Genomic DNA, 18296 nt, shown 5'->3' on the forward strand with positions numbered 1-18296 from the left:
GTCCGAGGTGGGAGAGAGATCAGTCACCGAGGTTGGCGAAGTGAGCCATGAGGGCGGCGACGTCATCGTGCAGCCGCTTGCGGTCGATCGTGTACATGATGGGCGCGCCGCGGCGCCCGCCCTCGTCACTGGCCATGAGGTAGCCGAAGCGCTGCAGATCGTTGGTGATAACGCTCGTGCTCCCGAACGGGATCGACGTGCCAGCGGCCAGCTGCTGGCGGCTCGCGGTGCGGTGGGCCGAGAAGAACAGCAACGCCTCTACGCGGTTGTTCGACCCGAGCGCGTCGAGCACGTTGCGGACGCGCTCAGGCATCTCGGAGGAGAACTCGTGGCGGGAGGGCACCGCCCCATCATGCCAACTCATTCCCGCCGCCTCTCGGTTGCGATGCCCCGAAAGCGGGACTACATTCGTGGTAAGTGCTAATCAAGCTAGCAGATACGAAGATTCCATTCAGGGTTGGTCCCCCATTTGGGGGACAAATGAAGGATCGGAGGGCTCATGTCAGACACATATCGTCTACTTGTTGCGAAGAATCTGGGCGAGCACGAGACGGAAAAACGCAGACGACGCGGGGGAGCGCAGCAGCATGGGGAAGTCGGGATGATGCGATCAGGAGAAGGACGATCGCGGTCCGCGGACGAGAGCGCCGTCGTTGCGGCGATGCACGCGCAAGCGTGGCGGTTCGTCGGCGCCGACTACACGCAAGGCTCAGTGCCGCAGCTGCTCGCCTACGCGATGGAGTACGTGCGGACCCCGGCCCCGTGGGAGATCTCACTCGAACACACAACCTCGGGCCGGACGTTGTTCCGGGTGAACGCTGACGGGTCGGTGCGCGCTTACCTGCGAAGCGGCGCGCAAGAGATCTGGCCCGCGGGGACCATCCCGGCCCGCCAGCTGCCGATGATCGGCGCCCATCAGGGAGCCGGCGTGAGCGTGTGGGCGCAGCTGCTTGGGGGAGTGGAAGTGCCCGCCGTCGACGACGACAACGGCCCCGCCCTGATCGTGGTCCGCTCCACCCTCGCCGGAGTCGAGGCCGCTAAGCGGTACTCGGCCAAGGCCGGCGCGATCCTGCTCGTCGCCGACGCCGCGGGGAAGCTGCCGCCCGAGGTGCGGCGCGCAGTCCGAGTTCTGCAGGGGGCGGCACCCGTCGTCCCCGTGCCCTGGCTCCCCGCACTGCGGGGCATGATCTCCGTCCCGGAGAACGCAGCCATCAAGAAGGCCGCGGCAAAAGTTGCTGCGGCTGTCCGCGAACAATGGAGGAAAACCCCGTGAACCTGGTTCTCGACGTCGCCACGACCGCGACGCACATCGTCCCGATGGCGCCCTACTGCCTGCCCGCAGAGGCGCAGAACGCGCTGGACACCGCGCGATTCTGGGTCCAGATCGCCGCCGTGGCTCTCGCGGTCATCGCGCTGATCCTCGTGGGTATCGGAATGTTCTTCCAGCACAGCCGCGGTGACGGCGGGCAGATGCTCTCGCGCCTCGGCTGGTGGATCGCCGGCGTGGTGCTCGTCGCCGCGGCGTCGGGCATCGTCTCGATCTTCCTGCAGGTCCCCACCGACTGCATCCAGCGATAGGGAGCTCGACGGTGAAGAAGAACGCATGGATCGGGCTGGTGGTTGCCGTCGTGGCAGTCGCCAGCCTCATCGTGGCCGTCCTCCTCCTCACCGCACCGCGGGGTGACGAGGGGGGCGACCCTGACGCGGGGTCGACGCCGACGCCTTCGTCCAGCAGTGGCGCGCAGACGGGATGCAACGCCGGATCGTCTGACGCGACGACGCCACCCGCTGACCTCAGCTGGACTGCGACGGACGGGGTGACCTGGCCTGTGTCCGAGACGGCAGGGCCGACCGCTGAGGTAGAGGGGCATCCGGTGTGCTTCGAGCGCTCGCGCGCGGGCGCGGCGCTGTTCGCCGTGAACTTCTTCACGACGGTCATGGTCGGTGGTTCCGACCTGCGCGACGTCGTGGACTTCTATACCGTGGAGTCGCCCGGCAAGCCGGCACTGCTCGATAGCGTGCCGGCCTCGGGGGGCAATGCTGACTCGGCCGCGCAGTGGACGGCAGGCGGGCTGAGTATCGCCGGATACAAGATCGACGCCTACTCGCCCGAACGAGTGAGCCTCCACACGGTGGTTTCGGTCCCTCAGAGCGCGACGGGATACACCGGGTTTCCGATGACCGTGGTGTGGTCTGAGGGCGACTGGAAGCTCGAACCGCTCGATGACGGTTCCTCGGGGCAGCCCATCCCGGTAACGTCCGACGAGTTCACGAAGTGGTCGGGCTGATGGCCGACTGCTCGAACCCGATTGATGTTGCCCTCAACCCGGTGGAGTGCGGCGCGCAAGCAGTCGGGGGTCTGATCGGCTCCCAGATGGAGAAGTTCACTCAGGAGCTTTATCGGGGCGCGAACGATCTGTGGAACGGGTTCTTCACGTCTTGGATCCAGTCACCGCCGGAGGCTGTGATCGGTGGCGAGACGTCGGAGTGGTTCGCGGCGGTGGCGGGGCCGATCCAGGCGGTGCTGCTCGCGATCGGTCTGATGGTCGCGGGTATTCGGACGATGCTGCTCGCACGCGGCGAGCCTGCGGCGGACGCGGCTAAGAAGCTGTTGCGCGCAATCCTCGTGACAGTGGTGGGGACGGCGTTCTTCCAGATCATGCTGCTGGGATCGAACTCGCTGGCTCGCTGGATCCTCGACACTGCGAGCGGCGGCACCACCCCCAACCTGGTGGGTGACGTTGCGACGTTCGGCGGCAACATCGCTATGGCGATGATCTTCGGCGTTTTCGGGCTGATCGTGGTCGGCATTCAGTGGCTGATTATGATTCTGCGGGCCGTGGCGCTGACGGTGCTCGTGCCGTTCTGGCCGGTCGCGGCCTCGGGCGCGATGTTCGAGCGTCACGAGAAGATGTTCACCCAGACGACGGGGTGGCTGATCGCGTTCCTGCTGTATTCGCCGCTGGCTGCGGCGTTGTACGGCATGTCGATTCGTCTGCGCCAAGGGGCCGATGGCCTGGCGGGCGTGATGATCGGTATGGCGATCTTCCTGCTGGCGCTGTTCGCGCTTCCGGCGCTGGTGAAGCTGGTGATGCCGGCGGCTGCGGCGCTGGGAAGCGCGAGCGCCGGGTCGATGATGATGCGCGCTGGCGGCGCGATGATGACGGCGGGTGTCGCCGCTGGTGCTGTCGTGGCCTCTGGCGGTGCCGCTGCGCCCGTTGTGGCCGGCGGTGGTGCCGCGGCCGCTGCGGGCGGTGGAGCGGCTGCAGGCGGCGGCGCTGTGGCCGCGGGTGGCGGCACGGCTGCGGCTGGCGGCGCAGCGGGAAGCGCGAGCGCGGCCGGCGGCGGCGCGTCCGGTGCGGGTACGGCTGGGGCTGCCTCGGGCGGCGCTGCGGCGCCGACCGGCGCGAGTGCCCCGAGCACGGCCGGCGGCGCCGGCGGGTCGGCTGCGGGCGGTTGGGATGCCGCATCGGGCAGCGGTGGCGGGTCTGGTTCTGGCCGCGGCTGGGATGCGGCGCGTGACGTAGCGAGGTCGCTGCCTTCGGGCAGTACGACGACTGTGGAGGACACTTTCAATGAGCACTGAGCAGATCACCCCGACCGAGCGCACGCGGTTCGGCAACTGGATACCGGTTCGTAAAGCGACCCTCGGCGGGCTGACCCTGGCAGGCTGGGCCATCCTCCTGACGGCGCTGATTCTGATGGTGCTGTTCTTCACGCGCGGCGCGTTCGGGCTTGGCCTCATCGTCATCGGCGCCGCGCTGGTGTTCGAGTTGGTGTTCGTCCTGCGGTTCGGGGGAGACGCGACGGGGGAGACGATCGCTTCTCGCCTCTCGACCGCTCTGTCGGGCGTGCGACGTGTGGACCGGGGCGAAGCCCGGTTCAACTCGGGCCTGTTCTCGAACCTGCCGGCGGACAACCTCACCGGCCTGCCGGGGTTGCTGGGGAACCTGCGGGAGATCGACGGCACGGACGGCCGCGGCGACCCGTTCACGCTGCTGTTCGACCCGAACGTGCAGACCGTGACGGCGGTGTTTGCGTGTAACCCCGAGGGCACCGACCTGCAGCAGCGGGCGAAGATCGATCAGGACATCGCCTGGTACGGCAACGTCATCGCGTCGCTGTCGCGGGACTCCGCGATCGCGGGAGCGGTGACGATCGTTGATTCGGCGCTGCGGTCCTCGGAACCGCTGGTGCAGAAGATTGCCTCCGACATTGACCCGCAAGCGCCCGCGGTGGCGCGGCAGGCGATGATGGAGGCCGCGCAGCGGCTCCCGGAACGCTACGCCGAACTGTCGACCTGGGTCACTATCTCGTGGTCGGTCCCGGCCCTCGCCGGGGGCATTGAGGATGCGGTGGCCGAGGTCGCGTCCAAGCTGCCGTACCACGTCGACGCGCTGCGCGACGCGGGCGGCGGCGCGGTCGTGACGGCTACGAGCGGGATGATCGCCGACGCGGTGCGGGTGGCGTACAGCCCTGAGCGGTCGACGGAGATCGCGAGCGATGAGCTTCGCGGCCACCACAACGCTCTTCGGGTGACTGAGGCGGGCCCCGATTACTTCGACGACTCCAACCGGCGGGTGTGCCTGCACGATGAGGTGGCGTCGATGACGGCTCTGGTGCTGGCGCCGCCGCGCCTGCACATCACGGAAGAGACGCTGGCACCGCTGTTCCGCCCGTCAGAGCGGTTCCTTCGCAAGCGCGTCGTGACGTTCTACCGCCCCGTGTCGGCCGCGAAGAGCACCGCCCTGGTCGAGCAGATGGGGGCGACAGCATCGACGGTAGCCAGTGCGAAAGCGCGGCGGACAGAGCGCGACAACCGCGTGGTGCAGCACGCGGCGAAGCTCGAACAGGAAGTGACCTCCGGCGCCGCGATTACGCGGTTCGGAATGGCGGTCACGGTGACGTTCGAGCCCGACACCCGGTCGTACCGGGAGGCGACGTTGAAGCTGAAGTCGCTACTCGAGGCGTCCTCGCTGACGTACCGGTTCTGCGAGCACGACGCCGGCCCGGCGTTCCACACGACGTTGCCGCTGGGGATTCTCCCGTGGCTCTACGAGACGAAGGTCGAGACAGTGATGGGGAAGGTCGCATGAGCCGTCAAGCAGCCTGGATGCGCGCGCGGCCGCGCACCCTGACCCGGATGGGTTTCTTCGGTGCCGGCGGCGGGCGGTGGAACCGGGTACCGAAAGCCCCGCTGTGGTACTCCTCGTCGGTGCAGGCGTGCGGGATCTACCCGTTCGTGACCGGCACCACCCGCCCGGTCTCGGGGGTTCCCCTCGGTCGTGACCTGCTTACGGGAACGGCCGTGGCGATGGATCACCACTCGCTGTACATGGAGGGCGTGATCTCGTCGCCGTCGATGTTCATGTTCGGGATCAACGGCGTGGGCAAAAGCTCCACGGCGCAGACGATCCAGCTGGGGATGATGGCCCGCGGGATGGTGCCGGCGGTGTTCAACCCGTTGAAGAAGGGCGAGCACACCCCGCTTGTCGAACAGGCAGGCGGGAAGGTGTTCGAGTTCGGACCCACCGCGCGGCATCAGCTGAACCTGCTGTCCCGCGGCCCGCTGGGGCGAGCGGCGGACATCATCGGCGGTCAGGCCGGCGAGGAAGTGAACCGCCTGGCGACGTGGAAGGTCGTCCAGCAGGCACAGGCGGCGCTGCGGGTCAGCCGCGGCGTTCCGCTCGACGACATCGACGACGCGGTGATCGAGGCGATGGTGACGGACATCCTCGCCCGCAACCCGCGGCCGGTCACCAGCGATCTGTCGGCGCTGTTCTACGCCCCCTCCGCGCGGGTTCTCGCGGTGTCCGGGCAGGAGGACGCAACGTCGTTCCGCGCCCGGTTCGCGCGGCTGGGGGAGTCGCTGCGCGCGATGCTCGGCGGTGACCTGGGCCGCCTGCTTGGCGGCACGGAGTCGATCGAGATCGACCCGGGCAACCGCGGCGGGTTCTGCTTCGACACGTCCTCGATCCCCGCGACGGCGACCAAGCTGCTGTCGACGGCCATGCTGATGTCCTGGTCGATGGGGATGGATGCGATCGATGCTCACTGGGAGCTCGCGCAGCATGAAGAGCGGATCGCGGCCGAGGCCGCCGACGCGGGGGAGATCTACACTCCCGCGGTGACTTGGACCGGCTTCACGACGCTGATGGATGAGTTCTGGTATCCGATGCGGTCGACGCCCGGAATCGTCGACCGGGTGGACGCTCTGTCGCGGTCCAACCGGTCGGTGGGAACGGCAGAAATGAAGATCACGCACTCACCGAAGGACATGCTCTCTCTCCGCGATGAAGAGGACCGCATGAAGGCCCGTGGGCTCGCCGAGCGTTCGGGCGTGCTCGCGCTGCTGGCGCTGACCGGCGAGGATCTCCAAGCCCTCGGCGAGGTGAAGCCGCTGACGGCAGAAGAGATCCGCCTGGTGTCCGGTTTCAACGCCGCCAAGACCTGGCGCAGCCGCCCGATGGCCGATGGCCGGCAGGCGGCGCCTCCGGGAGCGGGAAAGGTGCTGTTCAAGGTCGAGGGCCGGCCCGGTGTGCCGGTGCAGATGGTGCAGACGCCCACCCAGAAGGGCCTGCACATCACCGATGAGCGTTTCCGCAAGCAGAGCGAGACGATCAGGACGAGGCGGGCCAGCTGATGTCCGCCGTTACCCGGAACACAGGTGCCGGCACGGGCGCCGCCGTTGCCGTCCTGATCGCGCTGTTCGCGGCGATTGGGGCAGCGTCGGTGTGGACGATCGCGCGGTGGATGAGCACGGGGCGGGTGGAGTTCGTTAACCCCGTTGCCGGCGTCATGGGCCGCGAGCCGTGGACTGCCACTCACACGGCCGCGGCGATCGCGGTCGCCGTGGTGGTCCTGGCGGTCATCGTCGTTGCGGTGGTGCTCGCTGTGCGGGCATCGCGCGACCGGTCGCCGGCCGACCGTGCAGCCCCGTACATGGGCAAAGGGCGCTCGATCGCGCCACTGCTGCCCGGGGCGCTGGCCAAGAAGCACAAGCGCATGGGCCTGGACGTTCGCCGGTTCCGTGGCGTCCTGGTCGGATACGCGGTGCTGGGCGGAACGGCGCTGCGCGCCTCCTATGAGGACACCATCACCGTCATTGCCGGCCCGCGCCGCAACAAGTCGGTGTCTATCGTCATCCCGGCGATCGTCGAGGCCCCCGGGTCGCTCCTGGTGACGGGCAACAAGCCGGATCTGATGGTCACCGCCGGCCACCGGGCCACGATGGGCCGGGTGTCGCTGTTCGACCCTCAGGGCCTCGCTGCAGCGCACACCGACAACCGGTGCTGGTGGAACCCTCTGGCGACCGTCCGCACGATCGAGGATGCCGCTGTGCTCGCCGACGTGTTCGCTGCAGCGTCGTATGACGCCGAGAAGAAGGACGACTTTTTCGCCAAGAGTGGCCGCGACCTGGTGGCCAACTACCTGTTCGCCGCCGCGGTGAACGGCAACTACCTGCCGGTGGTGTTCGACTGGCTGAGCCGGCCCGACAACCCGATGCCCGCACGGGTGCTGCAGGAGCGGTACCCGGCGATGGTCGATGACATCGAGTCGACGCAGGCGCTCGTGGAAGAGACCCGCTCAGGCGTGTACGGGTTCGCTCAGGGTGTGATGCGGTTCCTGGCCTCGGAGGCGCTGCGCGCCTGTGTGACGCCGACAGCCGGCCTCCCTGAGTTCAAGCCCGAAGAGTTCTCCACGGCGCCGGCAGACACGCTCTACCTGCTCAGCGAGGAAGGGCCGGCATCCGCCGGCCCTCTCGTGGCCGCACTGACCCGCGCGGTGCTCACCGCGGCCGAGAACGACGCCAAGCGCGAGCCGTCTGGCCGTCGACCGGTGCCGTTCATGGCCGTGCTCGATGAGGCCGGCAACATCTGCCGTATCCCCGATCTGCCGGCCAAGTACACCCACTACGGCTCGCGGGGCATCGTCGTGACGACGATCCTGCAGAGCCAGGAGCAGGGCGAGCAGGTGTGGAGCCCGCGCGGGTTCGCGCAGCTGTGGGGCGCGTCGACGATTCAGGTCTTCGGTGGCGGTAACGCCTCCAACGGCTTCCTGCGCGACCTCTCCGAGCGGATCGGTGACTACGAGTACACCGAGACGACCACAAACCATCAGAACGGTCAGCGGAACGTGAACCGGACCCGATCCTCGGATCGGATCATGTCGATTGCCGACCTCGCGTCGCTGTCCCTGGGCCGCATGGTGGTGCTCGCTTCGGGATGCCGGCCGGTGCTGGTGAAGTCGGTTCCGTGGTTCAAGGACAAGCAGATGCGACGTCTGATCAACGGGGGCAACCAAGCCCCCGTGCAGGTGCACCGCACCGCAAGGACAGGAGTCGAAGTTGAACGCTGACGATCTGCCCCTGACCGAGCCGAGCGCCGAACTCGTCGCGTTCGTCGACGGCACGTTGCTGGACTTCCTCGCCCCCGCCGGGAGCGCGGACACCCGTTGGTGCCCGCAGTGGGCCGAGCACCTCGACGCCGTGCACCGCCTGGCCGCGATCCGCGAGGAGTGGAACCTCATGCTGGCGTCGGCAGAGGACGGCGCTGTACCGGCGCTGCACGCGTTCCTCCGCGACGTCCTGGACTACCACCTGCCGCTGCTGATCGATCAGCAGCGCGGCTCGTTTCGAGAGTGCGGATACGGGCACAAACCCCGTCAACGCCTCGACGTGAGCAGAGAGACGCGAGGGAGCTCCGCCTAGGGTGACGCGCAAACCGCACTTCTAGGGCCTATGCGCCGCATACGCCTAGGGAGGAGCAGTTGGGGGCGCCGGAACGGAAGATCACCGGAGGGGCGATCACCGCCACCAGTTCGCGAGGATGAGTTCTCTGGGCCGCATGCCGGGTCGTTCCCTGCGGAATCGCGCATCGGAGCATCGCACCGTGTCACATGCAGCATCGCATGGTGCATCGTATGGCGCATAGCAGTATCTGGTGCGAGACAGCAATCCGCGCCGGCTCAAATTCGACAGTGCGAATTGGCCTATGTGGTTTGATCATCGGCATGACTTCGGAATCGAATCGATCTACCCCGGCAGAGACACGGGCTGACATCACACGTCTGTCCGCCCGCGGCTACACACAACTTCGTCAAATACTCGTTCAGCTTCCCGACACGGAGAATCCTCGCACGTCGACGCTCGCACGCATGCTCAGTGGACGCAAGCACCGCCCACTGCTGCTCTACATAATGCTGCTGACATGCTGGCCGTGGCTCGAAGACCGCCGGGAACCCCTGCCGGGTGGCTTCTGGATCCGCGCTCTCACCGCACCCGGCGCACCTACCTGGTCACCATCGACGCTGTCACGCTCCTGGGGGGAGCTCCAAGACCTCGGACTCGTCACCAAGCCCGACAAGCGTGAGGGCCGTTACATGCGTCCCATCCCACGTCGTGAAGATGGCGCCGTCGTCAACGATGGCGGCGTGGCGTACGACGCACCTGGTGGCCGACGCGACCGCTGGAACACCTACTTCTCCCTTCCCGACGTGTTCTGGACCGAAGAGATCTTCGCGAGGCTGACGCTCCCCGCACTCGTCATGCTCCTGCTCGTGGCCAAAGAGACCCAACACAAGGACGAGGTTTGGCTCACGTACGACCGGATCGAGGACTGGTACGGCATCAAGCAGAAGTCCGCGCAGAACGGCCTCACGGAGCTACGGAAGGCGGGCCTGCTCCACCGGCGCACAGAAGAGGTGAAGACCTCGCTATCCGCCACCGGCGGCACCGTCCACATGTGGTATTCGCTCACAGGCCCATTCGGACGCGAAGCGCGTCTCGCCCTCCAAAACCGTGCCGCGAAGGAACGCAAGAAGCGCCTCAAGCGAGCTGCCCGCTCCCAGACCCCACACCCGAAGGAACAGCCATGACCATCTCCCGCATGATCTACGTCGACGATTCCGGCGCGGTCGACCAGGGGCTCATCGTTTATGGCTGGTTGGAGGTGAGCCCCGACCGCTGGCGACATGCACTCCGAACCATCCTCGAGCTACGCAAGCAGCTGTATCGCGACCATCAGGTCCCACCTGCGACGGAGCTGCACGCAACCAAGTTCATCAATGGACGCAACCGCATCGCGACGACCTCCGGTGACGATCCCGCGGAATGGAAGACCCTCGGACGAGCCGTAGCGCAACAGTGCCTGCAGGTTCTCGCAGACAGCCCGGACATCAAGGTGGGTGCCGTGTGGAGAAGCACCAGCGCGACGGGACGGGCCTACTACGAGGAGCGCGGCCGGGTGTATCGGAAACTGGTCGACGGCTGGAACGATGAGCACCGAGCTGCCGACAGCTACGTGTTCATCAGCATGGACGGCAACGGATCGGACCACACCTACTTCGACGCCCACCGGTCAATGCCGCTTGACACCCGCCACGTGATCGAAGATCCGATGATGCACGATTCTGGGCGGTCTCAGTGGGTACAGATGGCCGATCTCGTTGCCTATACGGCCTACATGCACCTGAACCGACACCAGGGGAACGAGTTCGGCTGGACCTGGTACCAGGACTATCTGCAGACGAAGGACGTCAACAGCGGCCCAATGCGACTCTGACCGGGAAACAGCAAGACCCGCTAATCCACGAGTGTGGGGCGGGTCCGCTCCTCCATTATGCGCGTGTCCCTCTAGATCTGCAACGTAGGAGAGTATGCGCCTGCGCGGTTCAGACGGTTCCAGGCTCAGTGGCGAGTCAGCCCCGGGTGCCGCTGCTCGCAGGCCACTGCCACCGAGTCCGCGGCCTCAGCACCTGATGTGGAAACAACCTGTCCCAGATCGTAGATCTCACCCAAAGTGAGTTCGTTCGGCAAGACCCACCGCCGGTGAGCGTAGGTGGCGCCAGCCGCCAGCCACTGTGATTCGTCATCTCGCTCGTACGACATCTCATCTCCGATCGTGAGCACTGACACTATCGCGATGCCGTTCGAAGCGGAGGAGCGACTGCGATAGCGTCCGGCAAGTAGGCATCCGTCATGCTCGGGCGAAGCCCTCATGCTTAGAGCCGCGGGCCGCGCTGGCGGCTCTGCACGACCGCGGGCGCGGTCTGTGTGCGCCGCTGCCGCTGCGCGCTCTCCTGGCGTCGACGGTACGCGGCATCCTTCGCGGCCTCCTGCTCCGGCGTGCCCCGTGTGGGCCGCGTGGGCGCGTTCGTCGGCGCTGGGTCGGCCTTCAACGCGGCCGCGCGATCGCGCGTCTCTTCCTCGCGTCGACGAGCACGATCCACGGTGTCGTTTGCACCGGGCCGGGTCGCGGAACGCGCCCAGCCGTCGACGAGCTCACGCGGCGGCGTGGGGGCGGGCGCGGCCTGGTGGCGGTCGGTGAAGGAGCGCATAGCGCCGTCGTGGTCCTGCTGGGCGGCACGACGTCGGAACGGACCGGCTTCCTCGGCCGCGGTCGCGGCCTGCTGCACCTGGTCGTAGTCGCGACGCCACGTCGACTCGCCAGCGTCGACAGCTGCTCTCTCGGCCGCCCGCTCGGCGTCCGCGCGCGCCGACGTTGCGGCAGCTGCAGCCTTCTCGGCCGCGCGCACGGCCTGACGGTACTCGTCGGGGTTCTCTCCGGGGTGCCGGCGTTCCCACGCGGCGCGGGTCGCCTCGTACTCGCGCAGCTGCACGGCGAACAACCGTTCTTCGGCTGCGGTGCGTTCCTCCGTGATGGAACGTCCCTGCGGCTCGTCGATCGTGGCCACGCTGGCCTCCTCTGCCGGCAGCTGCACATTCTCGTCCGCGCCGCCCTGCGGGAGCACGATCCCGTCGAGGTCGCGGCGGATCGCCTCGCGCGCCGCTTCCACGCCACGGTCGCCCGACTGCCGGCCCATCGCGTCGACGAACACACCGCGCGCCTCGTCCATGTCGGCGGCGACGATGTGAAGCGAGTTGTTCTCGCGGCCGCGGGTCGCGGCCACGTACAGCGCCTGCGCGGACGACGACTCGGTGACAACCCCGTGGGCGTAGTCGACCGTCGCGCCCTGCACGCCGTACTCGGTCGTCGCGTACGCGAGGTGCGTGTGCTCCTGCACGTACTCGGCCGGAAGGCGGACGCTGGTCGCACCGTTCTTCACGGTCACCGAGGCGTCGGGGTGCACCCGAGCGACGTCCCACACGTCACGGTTCGCGACGCCGAGGTCACGGTCGTTGCGGCGGGTCATCAGCCTGTCGCCGGGGCGGATGCTGAGCCCGTCCATGCCGGCGATCTCGGTGCGCGGGGTGCGGGTGTGACCGGCCCGTGCACGAGCGTCCTGCACAATCGCGTTGATCTCCGTCGCGGCCTCGTTGGAAGGCACCGCGACCGCGATCGTCGCACCGGCCTCGGCCTTAGCCACGACGTCGGCGCCGATCGCTGCGACCACTTCTTGGTCGCAGCCGTGCAGGACGATGTGGCCGGCTGCGGCCAACTGGTCGAAGGTCTCGCCTGGGTCGACGCGATCGCGCATGCGGAGACTGATCGCGGCGTACTCGGGCTGCCGGAAGCGGTGCACCTCGGACATGTCGAGGGGGCGCGGGTGCGCGGCCACGGCCATGTCGAGGACGCCGCCTCGGCCAACTGCCGGTAGCTGCGCGCGGTCGCCGATGAGGCCGACACCGGCACCGGTTTCGTCGGCGATCGTCGTCACCGCGTACGCGAGATCCTGGTCGATCATCCCGGCCTCGTCGATGACGATACGGGTGTCCTGGTCGACCGCGAACTCGGCGCTGGGGCCTTCGTAGATGGCGCCGGTCGCCGGGTCAGCTTCACCGATCGCGAGGCGCGACCAGGCGCCGGCATCGGTCCAGCGGAAGCCGTACTCGTGGGCGAGCTTGTGGGCGCTGGATGCCGCGGCGCCCGTGGAGGACGCAGCCTCGGCCGCAGCGCGGAGGGTGGGCGCCACGATCAACACACGGTAATCGTCGGTGGCGGCAAGCTCACGCGCGGCCCCGAGCATCGTCGTCTTTCCCGAGCCTGCCGCGCCCTCGATAACGACCAGCGGCGCACGGCTCGCGATCGCGCGTGCAGCGTCGCTCTGCTGCTGGTTCAGGGTGCCGATTGTCTCGCCCGGGAACACCAGACCCGACTGCAGGCCGCGCGTCGTGAACCGGTCGCGTAGCGTCCGCTCGACGTGCAGCACACGGTCGCTGGTGATGTTGCGGACCCACTGCGGAATCTCGCCGGAGATCTCCACTTCCAGCGTCGGCAGCTGACGTGCGATCTGCTGTGCAGCGTCCCGCACGAACGTGTTGATCGATTCCGCGTCAGACTCGATGTTGCGCGCGGCGACGGCCAACCCGACGTGCCCTTCAAGGTCCGCGATCGACCACGCGGAACTGCGCGCCTCGGCAGCGGTCAGCACCTCGGCCGTCAACTCGTCCGCCGTCAGCGACCCCACGGTCACGCGCGCTGCAGGTGCGGTCGGTGCGAACCCGTCGACCTGCAGGCCGGCGTCCTTCATCTCCTGCAGCCACACCGTTTCGGATGCCATGTTGGCGTTCGCCTTCTGCGGCCGGTCGAGCGCCCATGCCTGCTGATCCCATCGGAGACGCAGCGCACGGTCGGGCTCCTGGCCGGGGTGCGCCGCGCGCCACTCAGCCTCGAACCTGGCGGCGTGACGGTTGATCTGATCGGCCCGCTTGGACAGCACACGCGCGTGCTCTTCGAGGTTGGTCACCTTGCCGGTCGCGGCGTCGAAGGTGAGGCCCACACGCGCGAGCGCGTCGCGCAACTCAGCGTGTGAGTTGATCGCGGCCTCACCGACGCCGCGCAGCGCCGCCTGCTGGCGCAGTGTCGCCGCGGTGTGCAGCCCGCGCCACTGACCCTCGGCGTAAACGCGGGTGTTCCACTGCACATGGACGTGCCGGTGCGGGTCGCCCGCGCGAGAGGTGCGGTGCACCACCGCCACCTGTTCCAGCCGCTCGACGGGCACGAACCGTTGCGCGCCTCGCGCGCCTACACGGGTGACGGAGTTCTGCGCCATGTACCCGCCCATCGCTTCGACAGCCTGCGCCTGCGCGGCGTCGAGCGCGGCCGAAACCTCCGGGAACATCGCGGCGGCAACCGACAGCGACTTGTCGCAGTTGACCGTCATTTCAACGAACCGAGGCGACGACGGCCGGACGACCACCTCGCCATCCTTGGACAGCCGCACCTCATCACGCGGGTTCCCGCGCTTGGCGAGGGTGAGGGGGTCTTGCCAGTCGACCCACGCCTGATAGGCGTCCCCGTCCAGCGTGGACCGGTCAAAGACCTGACCGCTGCTGTCTAGGGCCGTCCACTCGGCGACGGCGGAGCCGTGTTCGAGGTAGTAGTCGTCAGCGTGCGAGTGATCCGATTCGAGGTACGCACGCGCAGCGCTCCCGATCCCTCGGTAGAAGATCAATCCGCCGCGCATAGCGCCAGCGTACTATGGGCAGAGCCCGTAGCATACGTGCATCTGATGAAAGCTCTACGAGCACTAGCGATTGAAGAGCTTTCATCAGATCTCGTGAGCTGCTGTCACGGAGTCTTGGCCTTACGGACTTGGCACACCATCTCTATTCGCAAGATGCTGTTGTGAGGTTGGTTCCTCGATCACTTGGCAACCGTTGGTCTTGGTGCTCGATCTGTCACCGGGTCTGCATCCGGTGGTGCGCGGATCATCCGCGAAAATGCCAGGTGCTACTTCAATGAGAAGAAAGTAGGCTGGCGTTATGACGATGAACATTCGCGACTCTGTACTGGCTCAGGTGGAAGAAAAGATCGCCGCGGGCGAATCCCTCTCGGGTGCGATTCAGGCCGAGGCTGACGCTCAGGCCGCGTTGCAGGAGGCGACCGCAGCCGTCGCACGCGCACGCACTCAGGCCCTGCGCACGGGCTGGACCGAAGCCGAGTTGAAGAAGCTTGGCTTGGTGCCCAACACGACCACCGCCCGGTCCCGCAAGGGGCGCGGCTCGAAGGCCACAACTACTCCCGTGGCGCAGAACGATGACCACTCTTAAGACGTACGCCGTGGCCCTCGTCGGCGCCGGCCTCCTGGTCGCGGGAACGCTGTCGGGTTGTGCCTCCACGGCGTCGCCGAGTGAGTCGCCCACGCGATCCGCCCCCGCGCCGTCTGCATCATTGACAGCGAGCCCGATGCCGAGCGAAGCGCTGGGGGATCACGAGCACGAGCCCGACCCCGCAGCACCCGACGCGGCTGTGACGATCGCCGTCGATGCCGTAACGGCTTACTGCAGGCCGGGTGTCGCGAAAGCGCAGTGGATGGACGAGCTTTCCCCGCTGCTGACCCCCGCAGCCGTCACCGCTTACGACACGGTGGACCCCGCGACGGTCCCGTGCACGACGTACACCGGGGGCGCAGCGATCGCCTCCGGTGATGGCGTCTTCACGTTCCTCGTCAGCGTGCCCACGGACGCCGGAACGTACACCGCGTACGTCACCCGCCCTGACCACGCGGACCCCTGGCAGGTCGACAGAATGGCGCCCCCCGAATGAAGCGCAGCGGCCTCCTAGCCGGCGCGATCATCGCGCCCGTAGCGCTGATCCTCGGGCTCGTGATCGCCCTGACCTCGGACGGGAACGAGCCGGCCAACGCCTGCACCCCGTCAGCGGGACCGGTGAACGCGGCCGCGATCCCCGCCGCCGCTTCGGTGTCGGGCTATGGCCGCGAACAACTCGCGAACGCAGCCGCGATCATCAACGCGGCCGCGCAGCTGAACCTGCCCCCGGCGGCGCAGTCGCTCGGGGTGCAAGCAGCGCTCGGTGAGTCCTCGTTGGTGAACATCAACTACGGCGATAACGCCGTGAACCCTGACGGCTCGATCGCCGACTCCATCGGTCTGTTTCAGCAGCAAGGCTCGTGGGGAACCGTGGCAGAGCGAATGGACCCGACGATCTCGGCAACGCGCTTCTTTGAGCGCCTGGCCTCGGTCCAGGGGTGGGAAGCGCTGGAACCGTCCATCGCGATCAACCGCGTGCAGATCAACTCTGACCCCTTCCACTATGTGAAGTGGCGCCCCGCAGCGATCGCGATCACTGCATACCTCGGATCGCTCTCTGGCGGTGGCTCCGTGCCCGCCGGCTGCAGCGTGTCCGGCGACGCCGCGGAACTCGCCCAAGGGCTCGCCGCCGCGCTCGACGACGGCACCCTGACGATCCAGGAACAGCGGTACGAGAAGCAGATCCGCGACATGGCCGCCGGCACGGCCGCGGAAGGCTGCCTGATCGATCTTCCCGTGCTGCAGCTGATCACCCTCGCGCTCCAACGCTTCGAGTCCGTGGGCCTCTCCGACCTCAACCGTCGATGCGCCGGGAGCAACCTCGGCACCAACGCGCACTGGATCAACGGCGGCGGCAACGCGGTGGACTTCATCAGCCTCGGCGGTCAGCCCGTCACCGGGAACACACCCGAGACGTTCGCCTTGCTCGACCTACTGGCGGGTGTCGCACCCAAGGGCACCCGCGTGGGACAGAACAACTGCCGCAGCGCCTCGGCCGCGCTGGCGTGGCCCACCCTCGTGCAGTTCTGGGACACCTGCCACCACCAGCACATCGACTTCCTGTACACCAGCGGTGCACTCAACGTCGCCCCGTAGGCCCCTCCCCCGCAACCTGCGAGCACCATCGGGTGCCGACCGGTCGCATACATCGCCCCGAGGAACAGCTCGGCCCACACGCGCACGCTATGGTCACGAGCTATGACGAACAACCCGCTCCCGGAACAGCACCACTGGTCTTACGAGGAGTTTGCGATCCTCGATGTCACGGTGACCCACATCACCCCGCTAGACGGCAACTCCGGTCACAGCGCCGTCCGCGTTAACGTCGGCGCGGGCTCGATCTGGCTCGGCACCGAACCAGGCTGGCCAGGTGCACAGCAGGACTTCACAATCCAGCTCATGGGAAGCAATGAGCACGAGCTACTCGCCAGAGCACTCCGTCAGATCGCTGATCAGCTAGACGCGGCGCCCCAGGCAGGCAGACACGCATAGGCCGCGAACGGAGGCCGGCGCCTCCCGAACCGCGGACGTGTTCCCCGGACGTCGCCATCGCGGTAGTGTCCCCGGCATGACAGCGACGATCGTCCGACCGCTCCACGGCCGGATCCAGGTGCGAGGCCTGCGAGGCCCGCGGGGTGACGAACCGTCCAATCGTCAGATGTTCAAGACGGCTACGGGAACCGCCATCCGACCGACCTGGGTTCCCGCCCCCGAGGACAGCCCTCCGTGGCAGGGGCACTGGGAGATCGCTCGACCTCACCTCACCGACGTTGCGGAAGCGATCGCAATTCGCGACGGTCAGGTCGAGATCGAAATGCACTACAGCACCGCCGAGCAATGTGACCAGCGCTGCCAATCCGCCGAAGGTGACGAATGCACATGCTCCTGCGAGGGCAAGTACCACGGCAACAACCACCACGCGTCATGGATCGAGGTAGGAGACACGACCCTGGTGCGGAACTCGGGGAGCAAGGTCGTCACACGTACCCTCACCCGGAAGCAGGCCAAGAAGGATCGCGACGCACGGCTCGATGAGTTGGTCCGCCAGGTGACCCGTAGGCAATGACAGCGGTTCGCGCACGGTAGCTCTGCAGCCCGGCGACTGCGAGGACTCTCGGCTCACTACTGAAGCGCACGGCGGACACTCGACGCACCGACGCCGAGCACGCGACCGATGCTCTCCCAGCTGTGGCATTCGGCGCGCAGCTGCCGAGCCGTGGCGATGCGCTCCGGGGTCATCACGCTCGGGCGGCCACCGACCCGCCCCTGATCACGCGCGTAGTCGAGGCCGCGCTGAGTGTTGTCCCGGATCGTGTCCACGCGTAGCTGTGCGAACACGGCCACGATGCCGAATAGCGCACGGCCCATAGGCGACGTCGTGTCGATCATCGGCTCTGTGAGGCTCACGATGTTGACCTGGCGCGCGTCGAGGTCCTGCAGCGTCTCGATCAGGATGCGCTCACTGCCGGCGAGCCGATCGAGCCGGCGCACTTTCAACGTGTCCCCCGGCCGTAGATAGTCGAGGCACGCTACCCACTGCGGACGATCGGTGACGCGGCTCGATTCGCCGTGGTCGATGAAGACCCGCTCGCAGCCGGCGGCGCGGAGCTCGGCGGCCTGAGCATCTGGGTTCTGCTCCCGCTTCGAGACTCGGGCGTAGCCGACTTCATGTGCCATGCCGAAAACGGTACTGCCGAGGTTCCGGCGCAATTCGGTTTCGGCAGGGGGTTTCGGCGGATCGATCCTCGGCGTGTCGCGCAGCTACTTGTGAATAACAGCGCTCCGTGGCGGCGTTCTGACTTCGCTACGTGACGTGTCTACAGCAGCTCGGTTCTCGCAGGGC

The 18296-nt window shown here is 67.5% G+C and carries 18 protein-coding genes; 15 read left to right on the forward strand and 3 right to left on the reverse strand.

Annotated elements, in window-relative coordinates:
- Window positions 1-19 precede the first annotated feature (19 nt).
- Window positions 20-364, reverse strand: a complete 345-nt coding sequence (locus tag ACPYN5_RS15555) for a hypothetical protein (protein WP_424449850.1) — start codon at window positions 362-364, stop codon at window positions 20-22.
- 237 nt (window positions 365-601) lie between these two features.
- Between ACPYN5_RS15555 and ACPYN5_RS15560 the strand changes: the two genes are divergently transcribed.
- The 10 genes from ACPYN5_RS15560 (at window position 602) to ACPYN5_RS15605 (ending at window position 10562) form a co-directional block, all read left to right on the forward strand.
- Complete coding sequence (locus ACPYN5_RS15560) at window positions 602-1273, forward strand: hypothetical protein (protein WP_424449851.1); 672 nt, start codon at window positions 602-604, stop codon at window positions 1271-1273.
- Window positions 1270-1578, forward strand: a complete 309-nt coding sequence (locus ACPYN5_RS15565) for a TrbC/VirB2 family protein (RefSeq protein ID WP_424449852.1) — start codon at window positions 1270-1272, stop codon at window positions 1576-1578. The genes ACPYN5_RS15560 and ACPYN5_RS15565 overlap by 4 nt, the downstream gene beginning before the upstream one ends.
- Before the next feature lie 11 nt (window positions 1579-1589).
- Window positions 1590-2288: a DUF8175 domain-containg protein gene (locus ACPYN5_RS15570; RefSeq protein WP_424449853.1), complete on the forward strand. Its 699-nt coding sequence runs from the start codon at window positions 1590-1592 to the stop codon at window positions 2286-2288.
- A complete protein-coding gene (locus ACPYN5_RS15575; RefSeq protein ID WP_424449854.1) occupies window positions 2276-3586 on the forward strand; it encodes a TrbL/VirB6 family protein in 1311 nt (436 codons plus the stop codon). Before ACPYN5_RS15570 ends, ACPYN5_RS15575 begins: the two co-directional genes overlap by 13 nt.
- The gene (locus ACPYN5_RS15580) at window positions 3576-5096 is read left to right on the forward strand and encodes an SCO6880 family protein (RefSeq protein ID WP_424449855.1); all 1521 of its coding nucleotides are present in this window, start codon (window positions 3576-3578) and stop codon (window positions 5094-5096) included. The genes ACPYN5_RS15575 and ACPYN5_RS15580 overlap by 11 nt, the downstream gene beginning before the upstream one ends.
- Window positions 5097-5113: 17 nt before the next feature.
- Window positions 5114-6643 carry an ATP-binding protein gene (locus ACPYN5_RS15585; protein ID WP_424449856.1) on the forward strand — a complete coding sequence of 510 codons (1530 nt, stop codon included), beginning with the start codon at window positions 5114-5116 and terminating at the stop codon, window positions 6641-6643.
- Window positions 6643-8358 carry a type IV secretory system conjugative DNA transfer family protein gene (locus tag ACPYN5_RS15590; protein ID WP_424449857.1) on the forward strand — a complete coding sequence of 572 codons (1716 nt, stop codon included), beginning with the start codon at window positions 6643-6645 and terminating at the stop codon, window positions 8356-8358. The genes ACPYN5_RS15585 and ACPYN5_RS15590 overlap by 1 nt, the downstream gene beginning before the upstream one ends.
- Window positions 8348-8710: a DUF4913 domain-containing protein gene (locus tag ACPYN5_RS15595; RefSeq protein WP_424449858.1), complete on the forward strand. Its 363-nt coding sequence runs from the start codon at window positions 8348-8350 to the stop codon at window positions 8708-8710. The genes ACPYN5_RS15590 and ACPYN5_RS15595 overlap by 11 nt, the downstream gene beginning before the upstream one ends.
- Before the next feature lie 446 nt (window positions 8711-9156).
- Window positions 9157-9876, forward strand: a complete 720-nt coding sequence (locus ACPYN5_RS15600; RefSeq protein WP_424449859.1) for a hypothetical protein — start codon at window positions 9157-9159, stop codon at window positions 9874-9876.
- Window positions 9873-10562: a DUF3800 domain-containing protein gene (locus ACPYN5_RS15605; protein WP_424449860.1), complete on the forward strand. Its 690-nt coding sequence runs from the start codon at window positions 9873-9875 to the stop codon at window positions 10560-10562. Before ACPYN5_RS15600 ends, ACPYN5_RS15605 begins: the two co-directional genes overlap by 4 nt.
- A gap of 439 nt (window positions 10563-11001) precedes the next feature.
- Here the strand turns inward: ACPYN5_RS15605 and mobF are convergent, their stop codons facing one another.
- Entirely contained in the window at window positions 11002-14367 is a 3366-nt protein-coding gene (mobF, locus tag ACPYN5_RS15610; protein WP_424449861.1) for a MobF family relaxase, read from the reverse strand.
- Between the two features lie 298 nt (window positions 14368-14665).
- Here mobF and ACPYN5_RS15615 point away from each other — a divergent pair, with 298 nt between their 5' ends.
- The 5 genes from ACPYN5_RS15615 to ACPYN5_RS15635 all read left to right on the forward strand — a co-directional run bounded on the left by ACPYN5_RS15615 (window position 14666) and on the right by ACPYN5_RS15635 (window position 17519).
- Complete coding sequence (locus tag ACPYN5_RS15615; RefSeq protein ID WP_424449862.1) at window positions 14666-14953, forward strand: hypothetical protein; 288 nt, start codon at window positions 14666-14668, stop codon at window positions 14951-14953.
- On the forward strand, window positions 14940-15449 hold the full coding sequence (locus tag ACPYN5_RS15620) for a hypothetical protein (RefSeq protein ID WP_424449863.1): 510 nt from the start codon (window positions 14940-14942) through the stop codon (window positions 15447-15449). The genes ACPYN5_RS15615 and ACPYN5_RS15620 overlap by 14 nt, the downstream gene beginning before the upstream one ends.
- Entirely contained in the window at window positions 15446-16549 is a 1104-nt protein-coding gene (locus ACPYN5_RS15625; protein WP_424449864.1) for a hypothetical protein, read from the forward strand. Before ACPYN5_RS15620 ends, ACPYN5_RS15625 begins: the two co-directional genes overlap by 4 nt.
- Window positions 16550-16651: 102 nt before the next feature.
- A complete protein-coding gene (locus ACPYN5_RS15630) occupies window positions 16652-16945 on the forward strand; it encodes a hypothetical protein (RefSeq protein WP_210007860.1) in 294 nt (97 codons plus the stop codon).
- 76 nt (window positions 16946-17021) lie between these two features.
- Window positions 17022-17519, forward strand: coding sequence for a hypothetical protein (locus tag ACPYN5_RS15635; RefSeq protein WP_424449865.1), 498 nt, complete (start codon window positions 17022-17024; stop codon window positions 17517-17519).
- A 56-nt stretch (window positions 17520-17575) separates the two neighbouring features.
- On the opposite strand, the gene ACPYN5_RS15640 is transcribed toward ACPYN5_RS15635, so the two are convergent.
- Window positions 17576-18163 (reverse strand): recombinase family protein, encoded by a 588-nt coding sequence (locus ACPYN5_RS15640; RefSeq protein ID WP_424449866.1) that lies wholly within the window; start codon window positions 18161-18163, stop codon window positions 17576-17578.
- Between the last annotated feature and the right edge of the window lie 133 nt (window positions 18164-18296).

The sequence above is a fragment of the Microbacterium arborescens genome (genome assembly GCF_049707515.1).
In the GTDB taxonomy this organism is placed as follows: Bacteria; Actinomycetota; Actinomycetes; order Actinomycetales; family Microbacteriaceae; genus Microbacterium; species Microbacterium arborescens_B.

Bases quoted from the DNA above. Each gene is read 5' to 3' on its own strand.
- ACPYN5_RS15555 (WP_424449850.1), bottom strand. From the start codon at position 364: ATGAGTTGGCATGATGGGGCGGTGCCCTCCCGCCACGAGTTCTCCTCC.
- ACPYN5_RS15560 (WP_424449851.1), top strand. From the start codon at position 602: ATGATGCGATCAGGAGAAGGACGATCGCGGTCCGCGGACGAGAGCGCC.
- ACPYN5_RS15580 (WP_424449855.1), top strand. From the start codon at position 3,576: ATGAGCACTGAGCAGATCACCCCGACCGAGCGCACGCGGTTCGGCAAC.
- ACPYN5_RS15585 (WP_424449856.1), top strand. From the start codon at position 5,114: ATGCGCGCGCGGCCGCGCACCCTGACCCGGATGGGTTTCTTCGGTGCC.
- ACPYN5_RS15590 (WP_424449857.1), top strand. From the start codon at position 6,643: ATGTCCGCCGTTACCCGGAACACAGGTGCCGGCACGGGCGCCGCCGTT.
- ACPYN5_RS15600 (WP_424449859.1), top strand. From the start codon at position 9,157: ATGCTCAGTGGACGCAAGCACCGCCCACTGCTGCTCTACATAATGCTG.
- ACPYN5_RS15605 (WP_424449860.1), top strand. From the start codon at position 9,873: ATGACCATCTCCCGCATGATCTACGTCGACGATTCCGGCGCGGTCGAC.
- mobF (WP_424449861.1), bottom strand. From the start codon at position 14,367: ATGCGCGGCGGATTGATCTTCTACCGAGGGATCGGGAGCGCTGCGCGT.
- ACPYN5_RS15615 (WP_424449862.1), top strand. From the start codon at position 14,666: ATGACGATGAACATTCGCGACTCTGTACTGGCTCAGGTGGAAGAAAAG.
- ACPYN5_RS15620 (WP_424449863.1), top strand. From the start codon at position 14,940: ATGACCACTCTTAAGACGTACGCCGTGGCCCTCGTCGGCGCCGGCCTC.
- ACPYN5_RS15625 (WP_424449864.1), top strand. From the start codon at position 15,446: ATGAAGCGCAGCGGCCTCCTAGCCGGCGCGATCATCGCGCCCGTAGCG.
- ACPYN5_RS15630 (WP_210007860.1), top strand. From the start codon at position 16,652: ATGACGAACAACCCGCTCCCGGAACAGCACCACTGGTCTTACGAGGAG.
- ACPYN5_RS15635 (WP_424449865.1), top strand. From the start codon at position 17,022: ATGACAGCGACGATCGTCCGACCGCTCCACGGCCGGATCCAGGTGCGA.